Annotated in this window: 16 protein-coding genes; 14 read left to right on the top strand and 2 right to left on the bottom strand. The window is 63.1% G+C overall.

The annotated features are described in order from the left end of the window. The first annotated feature begins 143 nt into the window (after positions 1–143). The 9 genes from infC (at position 144) to NKI99_RS13175 (ending at position 7931) form a co-directional block, all read left to right on the top strand. A complete protein-coding gene (infC, locus tag NKI99_RS13135; RefSeq protein ID WP_023810608.1) occupies positions 144–680 on the top strand; it encodes a translation initiation factor IF-3 in 537 nt (178 codons plus the stop codon). Between the two features lie 128 nt (positions 681–808). Further along, entirely contained in the window at positions 809–1435 is a 627-nt protein-coding gene (locus NKI99_RS13140) for a methyltransferase family protein (protein WP_023810607.1), read from the top strand. Between the two features lie 142 nt (positions 1436–1577). Beyond that, positions 1578–2222: a methyltransferase family protein gene (locus NKI99_RS13145; RefSeq protein ID WP_023810606.1), complete on the top strand. Its 645-nt coding sequence runs from the start codon at positions 1578–1580 to the stop codon at positions 2220–2222. Between the two features lie 182 nt (positions 2223–2404). Then, complete coding sequence (gene rpmI, locus NKI99_RS13150; protein WP_006201248.1) at positions 2405–2608, top strand: 50S ribosomal protein L35; 204 nt, start codon at positions 2405–2407, stop codon at positions 2606–2608. Between the two features lie 148 nt (positions 2609–2756). Then, the gene (gene rplT / locus NKI99_RS13155) at positions 2757–3158 is read left to right on the top strand and encodes a 50S ribosomal protein L20 (RefSeq protein ID WP_023672281.1); all 402 of its coding nucleotides are present in this window, start codon (positions 2757–2759) and stop codon (positions 3156–3158) included. Positions 3159–3299: 141 nt separating this feature from the next. Beyond that, positions 3300–4397 (top strand): phenylalanine--tRNA ligase subunit alpha, encoded by a 1098-nt coding sequence (gene pheS / locus NKI99_RS13160; RefSeq protein ID WP_352554632.1) that lies wholly within the window; start codon positions 3300–3302, stop codon positions 4395–4397. Then, positions 4394–4816, top strand: a complete 423-nt coding sequence (locus NKI99_RS13165) for a GFA family protein (RefSeq protein WP_352611042.1) — start codon at positions 4394–4396, stop codon at positions 4814–4816. Before pheS ends, NKI99_RS13165 begins: the two co-directional genes overlap by 4 nt. Further along, complete coding sequence (gene pheT, locus NKI99_RS13170; protein WP_352611043.1) at positions 4813–7290, top strand: phenylalanine--tRNA ligase subunit beta; 2478 nt, start codon at positions 4813–4815, stop codon at positions 7288–7290. Before NKI99_RS13165 ends, pheT begins: the two co-directional genes overlap by 4 nt. A gap of 38 nt (positions 7291–7328) precedes the next feature. Then, a complete protein-coding gene (locus tag NKI99_RS13175; protein ID WP_352611044.1) occupies positions 7329–7931 on the top strand; it encodes a nucleotidyltransferase family protein in 603 nt (200 codons plus the stop codon). A 268-nt stretch (positions 7932–8199) separates the two neighbouring features. On the opposite strand, the gene NKI99_RS13180 is transcribed toward NKI99_RS13175, so the two are convergent. Then, entirely contained in the window at positions 8200–9195 is a 996-nt protein-coding gene (locus tag NKI99_RS13180; protein WP_352611045.1) for an aldo/keto reductase, read from the bottom strand. Between the two features lie 96 nt (positions 9196–9291). On the opposite strand from NKI99_RS13180, the gene NKI99_RS13185 reads away from it, so the two are divergent. The 5 genes from NKI99_RS13185 to NKI99_RS13205 all read left to right on the top strand — a co-directional run bounded on the left by NKI99_RS13185 (position 9292) and on the right by NKI99_RS13205 (position 14209). Then, positions 9292–10182, top strand: a complete 891-nt coding sequence (locus NKI99_RS13185; protein WP_352440498.1) for a LysR family transcriptional regulator — start codon at positions 9292–9294, stop codon at positions 10180–10182. A 58-nt stretch (positions 10183–10240) separates the two neighbouring features. Beyond that, positions 10241–10813: a cytochrome b gene (locus tag NKI99_RS13190; protein ID WP_352440497.1), complete on the top strand. Its 573-nt coding sequence runs from the start codon at positions 10241–10243 to the stop codon at positions 10811–10813. A 67-nt stretch (positions 10814–10880) separates the two neighbouring features. Then, on the top strand, positions 10881–11456 hold the full coding sequence (locus tag NKI99_RS13195) for a YceI family protein (protein WP_352440496.1): 576 nt from the start codon (positions 10881–10883) through the stop codon (positions 11454–11456). Between the two features lie 67 nt (positions 11457–11523). Continuing rightward, positions 11524–12510 carry a Gfo/Idh/MocA family protein gene (locus NKI99_RS13200; protein ID WP_352440495.1) on the top strand — a complete coding sequence of 329 codons (987 nt, stop codon included), beginning with the start codon at positions 11524–11526 and terminating at the stop codon, positions 12508–12510. 40 nt (positions 12511–12550) lie between these two features. Further along, on the top strand, positions 12551–14209 hold the full coding sequence (locus NKI99_RS13205; protein WP_352611046.1) for an FAD-binding dehydrogenase: 1659 nt from the start codon (positions 12551–12553) through the stop codon (positions 14207–14209). A 28-nt stretch (positions 14210–14237) separates the two neighbouring features. On the opposite strand, the gene NKI99_RS13210 is transcribed toward NKI99_RS13205, so the two are convergent. After that, positions 14238–15176: an alpha/beta hydrolase gene (locus NKI99_RS13210; RefSeq protein ID WP_352611047.1), complete on the bottom strand. Its 939-nt coding sequence runs from the start codon at positions 15174–15176 to the stop codon at positions 14238–14240. Positions 15177–15330 lie beyond the last annotated feature (154 nt).

The raw sequence follows: 15330 nt of genomic DNA on the forward strand, positions 1-15330 counted from the left end.
TGTTGTTTGTTTGGTGCAGAGCAGCGATCAGGGTGATTTTCTGTCAATGCTGTGCTATTGACTCCGCCCGCGCGCTCACCACATTGCGCGTCCACGCATCAACACTGACGAACCTGAACGAAACGGCCAAGGAGACCACGACCATTCGCAGACCTTTCAAAGCAGCGGCGCCGACCAAGGATGGCCCGCGCTCCAACCGTGACATCCGGGTTCCCCGGGTCCAGCTTATCGACGCCGATGGCCAGAACCGCGGCGATATTTCCATCAACGATGCGTTGCTGCTCGCCGAAGAGGCTGGGCTCGATCTCGTCGAGATATCGCCCAATGCGGTGCCCCCCGTCGTCAAGATCCTCGATCTCGGCAAGTTGAAATACGCCAACCAGAAGAAGGCGGCCGAGGCGCGCAAGAACCAGAAGGTCATCGAGATCAAGGAGATCAAGATGCGCCCGAACATCGACAGCCATGACTACGAGACCAAGATGAAGGCGGTTCGCCGCTTCTTCGAGGAAGGCGACAAGGTCAAGCTGACGCTGCGCTTCCGTGGCCGCGAGATGGCGCATATGGAACTCGGCATGCAGCTTCTGAACAAGGTCCGCGAGGAAGTGGCGACGATTGCCAAGGTCGAAGCGGAACCGAAGCTCGAAGGCCGCCAGATGATGATGGTGCTGTCGCCGCGCTAGAGCGATCCCCGTCAAAAGCAAAGGCCGCTTCGGCGGCTTTTGTTTTGTTTTGCCTCCGCCATGATTTCTCCGCAAGTTGCTTCGACAAGGATTCTGGTTGCCGGTCCTCGCGGCGAAAGGATTCTCCCATGACCGCTGCGGCACGTTCTACAAGTGAAATGGGTCGCTATCAGCGGCGCCGGCGCGTCCTGCTGGCGCTGCTAATCGGCGCTTTTTGCGCTTTGCTGATCTTCGGCGGCTCCCCGCACGATGAACTGACCCACGAACGCATAGAGGCGCACGGGATCGCCCTGATACTGATCGGAATCGGCGGCCGGCTCTGGTCGATCCTCTATATCGGCGGCCGCAAGTCGGCCGAAGTGGTTGCAACCGGCCCATATTCGGTGATGCGCAACCCGCTATATTTTTTCTCCACCGTAGCGGCCGTCGGCATTGGCACCCAGACCGGCAGCGCGATCGTCGCGGTAGCGTCGGCGGTTTTGTGCGCGGCCGCGTTCCACATCGTCACGCTGCGCGAGGAACGGCATTTGACGACCGTGCTCGGGGCGCCGTACAAGGACTACGTTGCACGGGTGCCGCGTTTTTTTCCCAATCCCCGGCTTTATCGCGATCAGGCCGAGGTCACCTTCACACCGCGCATCTTCAATCACACGCTGCGCGACGGCTTGATGTTTCTGGTTTCCATACCGTTTTTCGAACTCATCGAGTCCGGACAGGAAAGCGGTGTAATTCCCGTCCTCTTCTGGCTGTATTGAGCTGCGGTAGGCAGTCAAAAGAGGCGACATGCATTAAATCCGCCTGAATTATCCTGCAAGCCGTCCCAACGATCGGCGGGGCCCTGTTTTCTTGGCCAGAAGCTGCGATCGCCGGCAAGTTTTTCGACGATCGGATTCCGCCATGGTCAATGAAATCAAGTCTGCGCCCGTCGAGGCACACGGGCTGGGCAACTACCAGCATATGCGCCGCATGGTGCTTGCGGTGCTGGTGGTGGTGCTGTTTCTGGCACTGCTGTTCGGCCAATCGACGTTTCCGCCTGAAACCTGGGTGCATGAGTCGATCGAAATGTTCGGCGTGCTGCTGATTTTCCTCGGCATCGTCGGGCGCCTTTGGGCGACGCTCTACATAGGCGGGCGCAAATCTTCCGAGGTGGTGACCGGCGGGCCTTACTCGATCACCCGCAACCCACTTTATGTGTTCTCGACCGTGGCCGCGGCGGGCGTCGGCGCCCAGATCGGCTCGTTCTCCGGCATCATCCTCTTTGCGCTGCTGTGCGCGGGTGCCTTCCACATCGTCATCCTGCGCGAAGAGAAGTTCCTCAAGGAAGCGCTCGGCGCGCCGTACCAGGCCTATCTGGAGAAGGTGCCGCGCTTCTTCCCGAAGCTGTCGCTCTACCAGGAGGGCGATACGGGCAGCTTCAAGCCCCGCCTGTTGCTGACCACGCTGCTCGACGGCCTGGTCTTCCTCGTCGCCCTGCCGGCCTTCGAGCTGATAGACGGAGCCCAGCTGTCAGGCATGTTGCCGGTCTGGTTCACGCTGCCCTGACCAAGGACACAGCGCCGCATCTCCACAGGTGTTGCACGCGGGCCGTCTTTGACGTATAGCACCGCCGTTCAAGAAAACCGCCCGGCAGGGCATGCCGTGGCGGTTTCATTTGCTTTTCGGGCTTTGGTCGGCCCGAAGCGAACAAGAAGCGCGATAGTGCGCCAACAATACGGAGTAGCAAAATGCCCAAGATGAAGACCAAATCGGCCGCCAAGAAGCGGTTCAAGATCACAGGTACGGGTAAAGTCCTGTCGGCTGCGGCCGGCAAGCGTCACGGCATGATCAAGCGTTCCAACAAGTTCATTCGAAATGCCCGCGGCACGATGGTTCTGGCTGAACCGGATGGCAAGAAGGTCATCAAGAATTTTCTGCCGAACGGTCTCTAGGGAATGATGCCAAAAAGTTGCAGACTTTTTGGAAAACATCATTCGCCAAAATAAGATCATTCGGTCCGGACACGCATTTGTTTTACGCAATTCCGAACGGAAAACCGCAAGGCACTTTTCCTGGAATTGCTTTTAAGGAGATCATGACATGGCACGCGTAAAAAGAGGCGTCACTTCGCACGCCAAGCACAAGAAGGTCCTGAAAGCCGCCAAAGGCTTCTACGGCCGCCGCAAGAACACCATCCGCATCGCCAAGCAGGCGGTGGAAAAGTCGATGCAGTACGCGTATCGCGACCGCAAGAACCGCAAGCGCTCGTTCCGCGCGCTGTGGATCCAGCGCATCAACGCCGCGACGCACGAGCATGGCCTGACCTATGGCCGCTTCATCGACGGCCTCAACAAGTCGGGCATCGAGATCGACCGCAAGATCCTGTCGGACATGGCCATCCATGAGCCGCAGGCTTTCGCAGCCCTGGTCGCCAAGGCCAAGGTGGCGCTCGAATATCTGAAGAACACCACGCCGAACGCTTTTGAAAGCGCTGTCGCCTAAGACCAGCGCTTCCCAAGCATTCGCAATTCTGATTTGGGGAACCCGCGCTGGCACGGCTGGCGCGGGTTTTTCTTTTGCCTGAACTTTCAACTTAAAAGTGACTTTCACTTTGAGCTGATTTCCAACGTAGCGAGTTTGACCGTGAACGACGCAACCACTGGCCTGGATACGCTTGAAAACTCACTTCTGGCCGAAATCGCCTCGGCCGCCGATGAGCCGGCCATCGAGGCCGTGCGCATCGCTGCTTTCGGCAAGAAGGGCGCCGTGTCCGAGATGCTGAAGACCCTTGGCGCCATGACCGCTGAGGAGCGTCAGGTCAAAGGCCCCGCAATCAACGGGCTCAAGAACCGCGTCACAGATGCGCTGACGGTGCGCAAGGCCGAGTTGAAAGATGTGGCGATCACCGCCCGCCTCGCCGCCGAAAGGGTCGATGTGACGCTGCCGGTGCGGCAGTCGCCGGCCGAGCGCGGCCGTATCCACCCGATCAGCCAGGTCATCGATGAGATCGCGGCGATCTTCGGCGACCTCGGGTTTTCCATCGCGGAAGGTCCCGATATCGAGACCGATTACTACAATTTCACTGCGCTGAATTTCCCCGAAGGCCATCCGGCGCGCGAGATGCACGACACCTTCTTCTTCCAGCCGGACGAGAAGGGCGAGCGCAAGCTTTTGCGCACGCACACTTCGCCGGTGCAGATCCGCACCATGGAGACGAAGAAGCCGCCGATCCGCATCGTCATTCCGGGCAAGACCTACCGCCAGGATTCGGACGCCACTCACTCGCCGATGTTCCATCAGGTCGAGGGGCTGGTGATCGACAAGACGGCCAACGTCGCCAACATGAAGTGGGTGCTGGAGGAGTTCTGCAAGGCCTTCTTCGAGGTGCCGCAGGTCAAGATGCGCTTCCGGCCGTCCTTCTTCCCGTTCACCGAGCCGAGCCTCGAGGTCGACATCCAGTGCGACCGCTCGCGGCCGGGCGAAGTGCGCTTCGGCGAAGGCTCCGACTGGATGGAGATCCTCGGCTGCGGCATGGTCCATCCCAACGTGCTGCGCCATGGCGGGCTCGATCCGGACGAATATCAGGGCTTTGCCTGGGGCATGGGCATCGACCGCATCGCCATGCTGAAATACGGCATGCCGGACCTGCGCGCCTTCTTCGATGCCGACGTGCGCTGGCTGTCGCATTACGGGTTCAGGCCGCTCGACATGCCGACGCTGTTTGGGGGCCTGAGCGCATGACAGCGCCCTACGCCGGCGGCTGTCGCTGCGGCGCCGTGCGGTTCGAGGCATCGGCCGAACCGCACCACGTCAGCTATTGCCATTGCGGCGATTGCCGGCGGGCCAGCGGCGCGCCGGTATCGGCCTTTGTCGGCTTCCCGGCCGGTCAGGTCGCGTTCACCGGCAAGGCGCTGAAGATGTTCGAGAACGGCCCGGTGACGCGCTCGTTCTGCGGCACTTGCGGCTCACCCATCGCCTATGTCGACGAGCGGCTGGAAGACGACATCTACTTCATGCTCGGCACCATGGACATGCCAGCCGATTTTGAACCCACGCTGCATGCCTATGTCGGCGAGCAGCTGCCCTACCTGCATATGTCCGACGACCTGCCGAGACATCTGAAATCAAGCGTCAAAAGACCAGACGGAACAGCCCCATGAAATTCACCCTCTCCTGGCTCAAGGACCACCTAGAGACCGACGCTACGCTCGACGAGATCGTCGAGCGGCTGACCTCGATCGGCCTCGAAGTCGAGCATGTCGACGACAAGTCAAGCCTGAAGCCCTTCGTCATCGCCAGGGTGCTGACGGCGGTCCAGCATCCCGATGCCGACCGGCTGCGCGTGCTGACCGTCGATACGGGCGACGGCAAGCCAACCGTGCAGGTCGTCTGCGGCGCGCCAAACGCCCGCGCTGGCCTGATCGGCGCCTTTGCCGCGCCCGGCACCTATGTGCCCGGCATCGACGTGACGCTGGCGGTCGGCAAGATCAGGGGGGTCGAAAGCCACGGCATGATGTGTTCCGAGCGCGAGCTGGAACTGTCAGACGAACACAACGGCATCATCGACCTGCCCGAGGATGCGCCGGTCGGCACCAGCTTCGCCGCCTATGCGCATATCGACGATCCGGTCATCGAGATCAATTTGACGCCGAACCGGCCGGATGCCACCAGCGTCTATGGCATCGCCAGGGATCTGGCGGCGAGCGGGCTTGGCCGCCTCGTTGGCGGCGCCATCATGCCGCATGTCGGCAATGGCATGTGTCCGGTCAAGGTGACGATCGAAGCGCCGGAGCTTTGCCCCGGCTTCGCGCTCAACCTGGTCAAGGGCGTCAAGAATGGGCCGTCGCCAAAATGGCTGCAGCAGCGGCTGATCGCCATTGGCCTGAGACCCATCAGCGCGCTGGTCGACATCACCAACTACGTCACCTTCGACCGCGGCCGCCCGCTGCATGTGTTCGACGCCAGCAAGGTTGCCGGCAATCTCGTCGTGCGCCGCGCGCGCGATGGTGAAAAGGTGCAGGCGCTCGACGGCCGCGAATACACGCTGACGCCGGAAATGTGTGTCATCGCTGATGACAATGGCGTCGAGTCCATCGCCGGCATCATGGGCGGCGAGCATTCGGGCTGCGACGAGAACACGACCGACGTGCTGATCGAATCCGCCCTTTGGGATCCGATCACCACGGCGCGCACCGGCCGCACGCTCGGCATCATCACCGACGCGCGCTACCGCTTCGAGCGCGGCGTGGACCCCGAATTCATGGTTCCCGGCGTCGAGTTGGCAACGAAACTGGTGCTCGATTTCTGCGGCGGCACGCCGACCGAAATGGAAGTCGTCGGTTATGCCGACTATCAGCCGAAGATCGTTTCCTTCCCGCTGGCGGAAGTGAAGCGGCTGACCGGCATCGAGGTCGACGAGGATGAGAGCCTATCTATCCTTGAGCGCCTGGGTTTCAGTGCAGAGCCAACCTATCGACCCCATGCCAACTATGTTGCTCCGCCGCCCGGCACACGAGATTTCTCGTCTCAAGAAAAGATATCGGGCGTCTTCGACGTCGCCGTGCCGTCCTGGCGCCCCGACGTCGATGGCAAGGCAGATCTGGTCGAGGAAGTCATGCGCATCCACGGCGTCGACAACATCGCGCCGCAGCCGCTCGGTGCGCATGACGCGGTCAACGCCAGGATACTCACCACGCTGCAGGTCCGTACCCGCACCGCCAAGCGCGCGCTTGCCGTGCGCGGCATGATGGAAGCCGTCACCTGGTCGTTCATTCCGGCCAAGCATGCCGAGCTGTTCGGCGGTGGCCAGACCGCGCTGAAGCTCGCCAACCCGATCGCCGCCGACATGTCCGACATGCGGCCGTCGCTGCTGCCCGGGCTGATCGCCGCTGCACAGCGCAATGCCGACAAGGGTATTGGCGACGTGGCGCTGTTCGAAGTGTCGGGCACCTATGAGGGCGACGGCGCCGACCAACAGCGGCGCGTCGCCGCCGGTGTGCGTCGCGGCACCGCCAAGCTCGACGGCTCCGGCCGCAACTGGGCCGGCAATTCGGGTGCGGTCGGCGTGTTCGACGCCAAGGCCGACGCGATCGCCGCGCTCGAAGCCTGCGGTGCGCCGGTCGAGCGGCTGCAGATCGAGGCCGGCGGTCCAGCCTGGTACCATCCCGGCCGTTCCGGCACCATCAAGCTCGGCCCGAAAACCGTGCTCGGCACCTTTGGCGAATTCCACCCGAAGACGCTGGAGGGGCTCGATGTTTCCGGGCCGCTGTGCGGCTTCGAGGTGTTCGTCGATGCGGTGCCCGAACCGAAGGCCAAGCCGACGAAAACCAAGCCGAAACTGGAACTGTCCCCCTTCCAGGCGGTCAAGCGCGACTTCGCTTTCGTCGTTGACAAGTCGGTCGAGGCCGGCACGCTGGTCCGCGCGGCGCTCGCCGCCGACAAGAAGCTCATCACGGGCGTTTCGGTCTTCGACATCTTCGAAGGCGCTTCGCTCGGCGAGGGCAGGAAGTCTATTGCCATCGAAGTGTCGATCCAGCCGGTCGAAAAGACGCTGACCGACGAGGATTTCGAGGCACTGGCCAAGCGTATCGTCGAGAATGTCGGCAAGCAGACGGGCGGCGTTCTGCGCGGCTAAGACTTGCGAGCAGATGGCGAATCGCCCTCCAAAGGGCGATGGACCATCTGCGGTATTCCGGACTTCCTTTCGAAGAACAGCGCGCGGCGTTTCTCGCCATCGTGCCTGCCGACCCGCTGGTCCGCGACGCGCTGGCGCGGGCTCGCACGCTCGACCTGCCGGGCTGGCTGGTGGTGTCCGGCGCGCTCTACAACAGTGTCTGGAACCACCTGACCGGCAAGCCTTCGGGTTACGGCATCAAGGACGTTGATCTCTTCTACTTCGATGACAGCGACCTGTCCTACGAGGCCGAGGACGCGGTGATCCGCCGGGCGGCGCGGCATTTCGAGGGGCTAGCGTTGCCGGTCGAGGTGCGCAACCAGGCGCGGGTGCATCTATGGTATCCGCAGAAGTTCTGCCAACCCTGCCCGCGCTATTCGAGCGCCAGCGAATCCGTCAGCTATTTTGCGTCGAAGACCCATGCGGTGGGTGTGCGATACGATGCGGATGGGCAGCTCGAGATCGTGGCTCCATTTGGTCTTGACGATATTTTTTCGTTCCGCATCACACCGAACCGGGTGATGGACAATCAGCGCACGCATGAGGTGAAGGGCAGACGCGCCCAGGAGTATTGGCCGGAGACCACTGTCGTGCCTTGGTAGGGAGTTGCCGGAATGTTGGCGCGAGGCACCCCCCTCTGGCCTGCCGGCCATCTCCCCCGCAAGGAGGGAGATTGGCAACTTCATCGGCGGCACCCTTCTTGCAACGTTGGTGATTGGCGAAAGCCGGCGTGACATCCGATCTCCCCCCTTGCGGGGGAGATGTCCGGCAGGACAGAGGGGGGTGCCTCGCGCCAACGTCACGCAACCTTCTGCACCATCGCGCATGAAAAGGGGCGCCGAAGCACCCCTTCCGCTTACTCACCAGCTTTCACCCATTCACCAGCGCCAACTCCTTCTGCGCATAGCGCCTACCGACCACCTTGTCGGGCGACAGCGCATCGCCAATCGCCTGCACCTCGACAGCGCTAAGTGCAATGTCCGCCGCCGCCGTGTTCTGCTCGAGATGGCGGATTTTGCGCGCACCGGGGATCGGTACGATGAAATCGCCCTGGTGCAGCACCCAGGCCAGCGCCAGCTGCGCCGAGGTTGCGCCCTTTTCAGCCGCCAGCTTTTCCAGCGTGGCGATGACGGCGGCATTGGCTTCCATCGCCTCGGCCTGGAAGCGCGGCAAGGTCCGGCGCCAGTCGTCGTCGCTCAAGGCCTCGGGCTTGCCGATCGTGCCGGTCAGCAGCCCACGGCCGAGCGGGCTATAGGGAACGAAGCCGATGCCGAGCTCGCGGCAGACGGCGAACACCTCGTCTTCCGGGTCGCGGCTCCACAGCGAATACTCGCTCTGCACGGCCGATATCGGATGAACGGCATGGGCCCGGCGGATGGTCGCGGCACTCGCCTCGGACAGGCCAAGCGCGCGCACCTTGCCCTCGCGCACCAGTTCGGCCATGGCGCCGACCGTATCCTCGATCGGCACGTTGGGGTCGACACGGTGCTGATAGTAGAGGTCGATCACATCGGTGCCCAGCCGTTTCAGCGAGGCCTCGGCGACCGCCTTGACGTGCTCGGGGCGGCTGTCGACGCCCGCCATGCGGTCGAGGCCTGTACCTTCCTCCAAAATCTTGAAGCCGAATTTTGTCGCGATCGTCACCTTGTCACGCACCGACTTCAGCGCCTTGCCGAGCAGGATCTCGTTCTCGTAAGGGCCATAGACTTCCGCCGTGTCGAAGAAATTGACGCCGATGTCGACGGCGCGGTGCAGCGTGGCGATCGCATCGGCTTCCGCTTGGCCGCCATAGGCGAAGCTCATGCCCATGCAGCCGAGGCCGACCGGGTAGACGTTCAATTCAGTTCCTAGCTTGCGGGTTTGCATAACGCGTCTCCTTGTTGCGATGTGGGAGAAATAGCGCCTTGCCTTGTGTTCGATAATCGGTTTTCATCCGCACGGGCTGTACTAAAAGATAGATCAATGAATCGAGCGCATCTTTCACAACTGGCGGTGCTGGCGACTGTCGCTCAATGCGGCAGCTTTCGCGGCGCTGCCAGGGAATTGGCCATCGCGCCTTCGGCGGTTAGCCACGCGGTATCCAGCCTCGAAGCCCGGCTTGGCGTGCGCCTGTTGGCACGCAGCACGCGCAGCGTTGCCCCGACCGAGGAGGGCGCGCAACTGCTCGAGCGATTGCGGCCGGCGCTTTCCGAGATCGACCTGGCGCTGGAGACGGCAATCGAAGCGCGCGACCGGCCGGCCGGCAATCTGCGGCTGACCGTGCCGCGCACGGCGGCCCATTTGGCGCTGACGCCACGGCTGGGCGCCTTTGCGTCGGCCTATCCCGACATCGTGCTGGAGATCGTCATCGAGGACCGCTTCACCGACGTGGTGGAAGGCGGCTTCGATGCTGGAGTCAGGCTAGGCGAGAGCCTGCAGCGCGACATGATCGCGGTGCGCATCGGGCCGGACCTTCGCGGCGCGGTGGTCGGCGCCCCGGTCTATTTCGAGGTGAGCCCCAAGCCGCTCCACCCGCGCGACCTAGCCGGCCACCGCTGCATCCGCTTCCGCTTCTCCAGCGGCATCCTCTACCGCTGGGAATTCGAGAAAGGCCGCGAGAGGATCGAGATGGCGGTGGAGGGACCGCTGATCCTCGACGAGGACCATCTGATCGCCCAGGCGGCGGTCGACGGCGCCGGGCTTGCCTTCGTCTTTGAGGATTATGTCCGCGCACCGCTCGCCGACGGCAGGCTGATCCGCGTGCTGGAGGACTGGTGCCCGCCCTTCGACGGCTTCTTTGTCTATTATCCGAGCCGCCGTCAGATGCGGCCAGCGCTTAGGGCGTTTGTCGATTTCTTCAAGGTGAGTGGATAGAGCGGGCTCGCCCCTCCCCCTAGTGGAAGAAAACCGGCATCGCGGTCGTTCACCAACGATGCAAACATCGATCACCAATAGCACGACCCGCTATGGCTGGGGCGCGATCATTCTCCACTGGCTGATTGCGCTGATCTTCATCGGTCAGTTCGGGCTCGGCTTCGTCATGGTTCGGCTGACCAGTCAGCGCACCGCCTTCGAACTGATCCAACTGCACAAATCCTTCGGCTTTCTGCTGCTCGGTCTGGTGGTGCTGCGCGTCGCCTGGCGCCTCGGCAATGCAACGCCGCCGCTGCCGCGCTCGGTCGGAACCCTGGAGCGTCGGGCCGCCCCGCTGGTCCATTTTGCGCTCTACGCGTTCCAGCTTGCCTTGCCCTTGTCCGGCTGGGCGCTGGTGTCGGTGTCGATGCTGGAGATCCCCAGCCTGCCGTTCAACCTGTTCGTCATGCCGAACCTGCCGCTGGCTGAATCGGATGGCGCCGAAAGCTTCTGGGCGGCAACGCATTGGTATCTCGCCTATGCCGGCATGGCGCTGGTCGCTCTCCATGTCCTGGCGGCGCTGCGTCATCATTTCCAGCTCAGGGATGGCGTGCTTACGCGCATGATCACGCCTTCGTCAGATGCGGAATAGATCGGACGGCTCATTCGTTGACGGGGCGAGGACGCACACAGCGCCGCCTCCAAAAAGGAACACCTCCATGTACACGCGCATCCTCGGATTTGCGGCGGTCGCCGCTTGCCTTGCCATGCCTGTTTCAGCGGCCGTCGCGCTTGGTGACGCCGCCGGCAGCTATTCGATCAGCCCGGCCAACTCCAGCATCCGCTTTTCCATCGGCAAGGTCGGCGGCGGCGGCCTTGATGGCGCCTTCGCCCGCTTCAAGGGCTCGATCCGCATCGACAACAGCGATGTCGCGCGCTCGCAGGTCAATTTCACCATCTTTCCCGAAAGCGTCAGCACCGGCCAAGGCCGTATCGATGCCTTCCTGCGCTCCGACGCGGTGTTCGATGCCGCCAAGAACCCGGAAATCCAGTTCCGCTCGACCAGCGTGACCCGAACCAGCGACACCACGGCCCTCGTCAGCGGCCGGCTGACGGCGCGCGGCAAGACGTTCCCGGAAAAATTCACGGCCGAGCTTGGCGGTCTCAAGGCTGGCACCATAAAATTCCATGTCACCGGCAAGGTGTTGAGGTCACGCTACGGCATGGATGTCGGCACGCCGATCTATTCCAACATCGTCGACTTCGACATGACGCTGACCGGCAAAAGGGGCTGACCTTGTCATTGGCTTTTCCGGCGATTTCGGGCAAACCTCGTCGCCTGTAATCGAGAGGAGAAGCCTGATGTTCCGATGGGGTGTGTTGTCGACGGCCAAGATCGGCCGCGAGCATTTGTTGCCGGCCATGGTCGAGGCGGAGAATGGCGTGCTGTCGGCGATCGCCAGCCGCGACCTGTCGAAGGCCAAGGCGCTCGCCGACCGCTTCGGCGCGCGGCATGCCTTCGGCTCCTATGAGGAACTGCTCGCCTCGAAAGAAGTAGACGGCGTCTACATCCCGCTGCCGACTTCGCAGCATGTCGAATGGACGGCAAAGGCCATCGAAGCCGGCAAGCACGTGCTGGTCGAAAAGCCGCTGGCGCTCGACGCCAACGACATTCTTCCGCTGATCAAGCTGCGCGACCAGAAAAAGGTGCTGGTCTGCGAGGCCTTCATGGTCATCTACCACCCGCAATGGATCAAGGTACGCGACCTGATCGCCAGCGGCGCCATCGGCCGGCTGCGCCATGTGCAGGGTGCCTTCTCCTACTACAATGTCGACCCCAGCAACATGCGCAACCAGCTCGACCTCGGCGGCGGCGCGCTGCCCGACATCGGCGTCTACCCGACCGTGTCGACGCGCTTTTCGACCGGCAAGGAGCCGCTGCGCGTGCAGGCGACGATCGAGCGCGACCAGAAATTCGGCACCGACATCTACTCCTCGATCCGCGCCGATTTCGGTGACTTCGAACTGTCCTTCTACCTGTCGACGCAGATGGCGGCGCGCCAGGTCATGGTGTTCCACGGTGAGAAGGGTTTCATCGAGTTGTTCTCGCCTTTCAATGCCGGGCTCTACGACCACCACCGCGTCGAACTGCACAACCAGAACCACTCCGAGGCGCAGGTGTTCCGCTTTCCCGGCACGCAGCAGTACCGGCTGGAGGTCGAGACCTTCGCGCGTGCGGCACAGGGCGGCAAGGAGCGCGTCTTCACGCTGGAGGAATCTGTGCTCAATCAGAAAGTCATCGATGCCATCTTCCGCGCCGGCGGCAAAGAAGGCTGGGAGGCCGTCTGACCCCTTGCGTTGAATTAGCCGGCTAATTCTGGGAGGAAAGATGGCTGACGATGCGGACGTGATCATTGTCGGCGCTGGCCTTGCAGGGCTGGTTGCCGCCGCCGAGCTTGCCGAGGCCGGCAAGAAAATCATCATCGTCGACCAGGAGCCGGAGCAGTCGCTCGGCGGCCAGGCGTTCTGGTCGTTCGGCGGCCTTTTCCTCGTCGATTCGCCCGAGCAGCGGCGCATGCGCATCCGCGATTCGCATGACCTGGCGCTGGAAGACTGGCTGGGCACCGCGGCTTTCGATCGGCCCGAGGATTTCTGGCCGCGCAGATGGGCGGAAGCCTATGTCGGCTTCGCCGCCGGCGAAAAACGCTCCTGGCTGATGCAGCGCGGCCTGAAATTCTTTCCGGTGGTCGGCTGGGCCGAGCGCGGCGGCGGCAATGCCATCGGCCACGGCAATTCGGTGCCGCGCTTCCACATCACCTGGGGCACCGGCCCCGGCGTTCTCGAACCGTTCGTGCAGCGCGTGCGCGAGGCACAAAAACGCGGATTGATAAGCTTCAAGTTCCGTCATCGGGTCAATGAACTGACGCGGACGGGTGCTGTTGTGACCGGTGTGCGTGGCGACATCCTGCAGCCCAGCGCTGTCGAGCGCGGCCACAAGAGTTCGCGCGAAATATCAGGTGATTTCGAGCTTCACGCCCAAGCGGTGATCGTCGCCTCCGGCGGCATCGGCGCCAACCATCAACTGGTGCGGGAGAATTGGCCCAAGCGGCTTGGCACGGCGCCCAAGCGCATGATCACCGGTGTGCCCGACCATGTCGACGGCCGCATGCTGGCGATCACCGAACGGGCCGGCGGCTCGATCGTCAACCGCGACCGCATGTGGCACTATGTCGAGGGCATCAAGAACTGGGCGCCGATCTGGACCGACCATGCGATACGCATCCTGCCCGGCCCGTCATCGCTGTGGCTCGATGCGCGCGGCAAGCGCTTGCCGGTGCCGCTCTATCCCGGTTTCGACACGCTGGGCACGCTCTCCCACATCATGAGCACCGGCTTCGACTATTCCTGGTTCATCCTGACCAAAAAGATCATCCAGAAGGAGTTCGCGCTGTCGGGCTCCGAGCAGAACCCCGATTTGACCGGCAAGAGCTGGCGCCAAGTGCTCGGCCGCGCCACATCTGGCATTCCGGGTCCGGTCAAGGCGTTCATGGAGAAGGGCGAGGATTTCATCGTCGAGGCCGATTTGCCGACGCTGGTCGCCCGCATGAACGCGCTGGCCGGCGGCGAGCCGCTGCTCGACGTCGCCCAGGTAGAGCGGGAAATCCGCGCCCGCGACAGGCAGCTCGACAACCCGTTCTCCAAGGACATGCAAATCAGCGCCCTGCGCGGGGCGCGCGCCTATCTCGGCGACCGCCTGATCCGCACGGCCAAGCCGCACAAGATGCTCGATCCGGCAAACGGCCCGCTGATCGCGGTGCGCCTCAACATCCTGACCCGCAAGACGCTGGGCGGCCTGCAGACCGATCTCGACAGCCGCGTGCTGGGTGCCGATGGCCAGCCGGTTGCGGGGCTCTACGCTGTCGGTGAAGCCGCCGGTTTCGGCGGCGGCGGCGTGCATGGCTACGCGGCGCTTGAGGGTACCTTCCTCGGCGGCTGCATCTTTTCCGGCCGCAGCGCCGGCCGGGCGGCGGCGGCGGCCGTGCAATAAGGCCCAAACCGCGAGACGATAAAACCGCTCACCAGAGCCAGGCGCCCTGTCCAAGGGCGGCCACCGCATCGACGATCCGGGTAAAACTCGCTCGGGCGCGGCCCACCGTGTGCCGGGCTCTGAGATAGCCATGCACCAGCCCTGGTTCCTCGAACCAATATGCCCGTCCGCCGGCCGCGACGATGCGGTCGCGATAGGCTTCGCCGTCGGACGACAGGGGATCGCATTGCGCGGTGATCAGCACGGTCGGCGGCAGGTTGGCGAAATCGGCGTCGGCAAGCGGCGACTGCGTGATGTCGCCGGTGCCGTCTTGCCCGCCGGTGCGGATGTTCTTGTAGAATTCGAGATCGCGCGTGGTCAGCATCGGCGCTTCGGCATGCGTTATGTACGATCCTTGCGACCGGTCGCCGCCGAGGCCGGGATAGATCAGAACCTGGCCGATCGGCCTTTTCGAATGGCCGCGCGTTGCATGGCTGACGGCGGCGCAGAGATTGCCGCCGGCGCTGTCGCCGCACAGCAGGATCGGGTGCGAACGGGTCGCGGCGGCCCATGCGAAAGCGCTCATCAAATCGTCGAAGGCGGCCGGATGAAGATGTTCCGGCGCCAGCCGGTAATCGACCGAGACCACCTCATGGCCGGTGCGTGCACAGAGCTCGGCGCAGACATCGTCATGGCTGTCCAGTCCGCCGAGGATGAAACCGCCGCCATGGGCATAAAGCACCGTCACGGCTGCCTGGAGTGGGCTTCGGTAGATGCGGATCGGGATATCGTGCATGGGCGTCGCAATGGCTGAGGTTTCGACAGCGACGCCTTCGGGATAGAAGGCAAAGAATTCGCGGCACATGCGGTCATAAATCCCGCGCTGCTGCGCGATCGTGTAGTCGATCGTGTCGGGCGGATAATAGGAGTTGGTCCGCTCGATGAAGGCCCAGGTCTCGGCGTCGATGAGGGTCTTGTAGTCGGTCATGAGTGAGGCTGCCGAAGTCGAACCTGGGCACCCCCCTCTGGCCTGCCGGCCATCTCCCCCGCAAGGGGGTGTTTGGACCGGAGACATCGCGAACAGGTGTGCGAGGACATCGCGAACAGTTTTGTCACTTATCGTCTGCAGAGGTTGAGGTCGA

Origin of the sequence: Mesorhizobium sp. M0239 (assembly GCF_040321815.1) — a bacterium.
Taxonomy (GTDB): domain Bacteria; phylum Pseudomonadota; class Alphaproteobacteria; order Rhizobiales; family Rhizobiaceae; genus Mesorhizobium.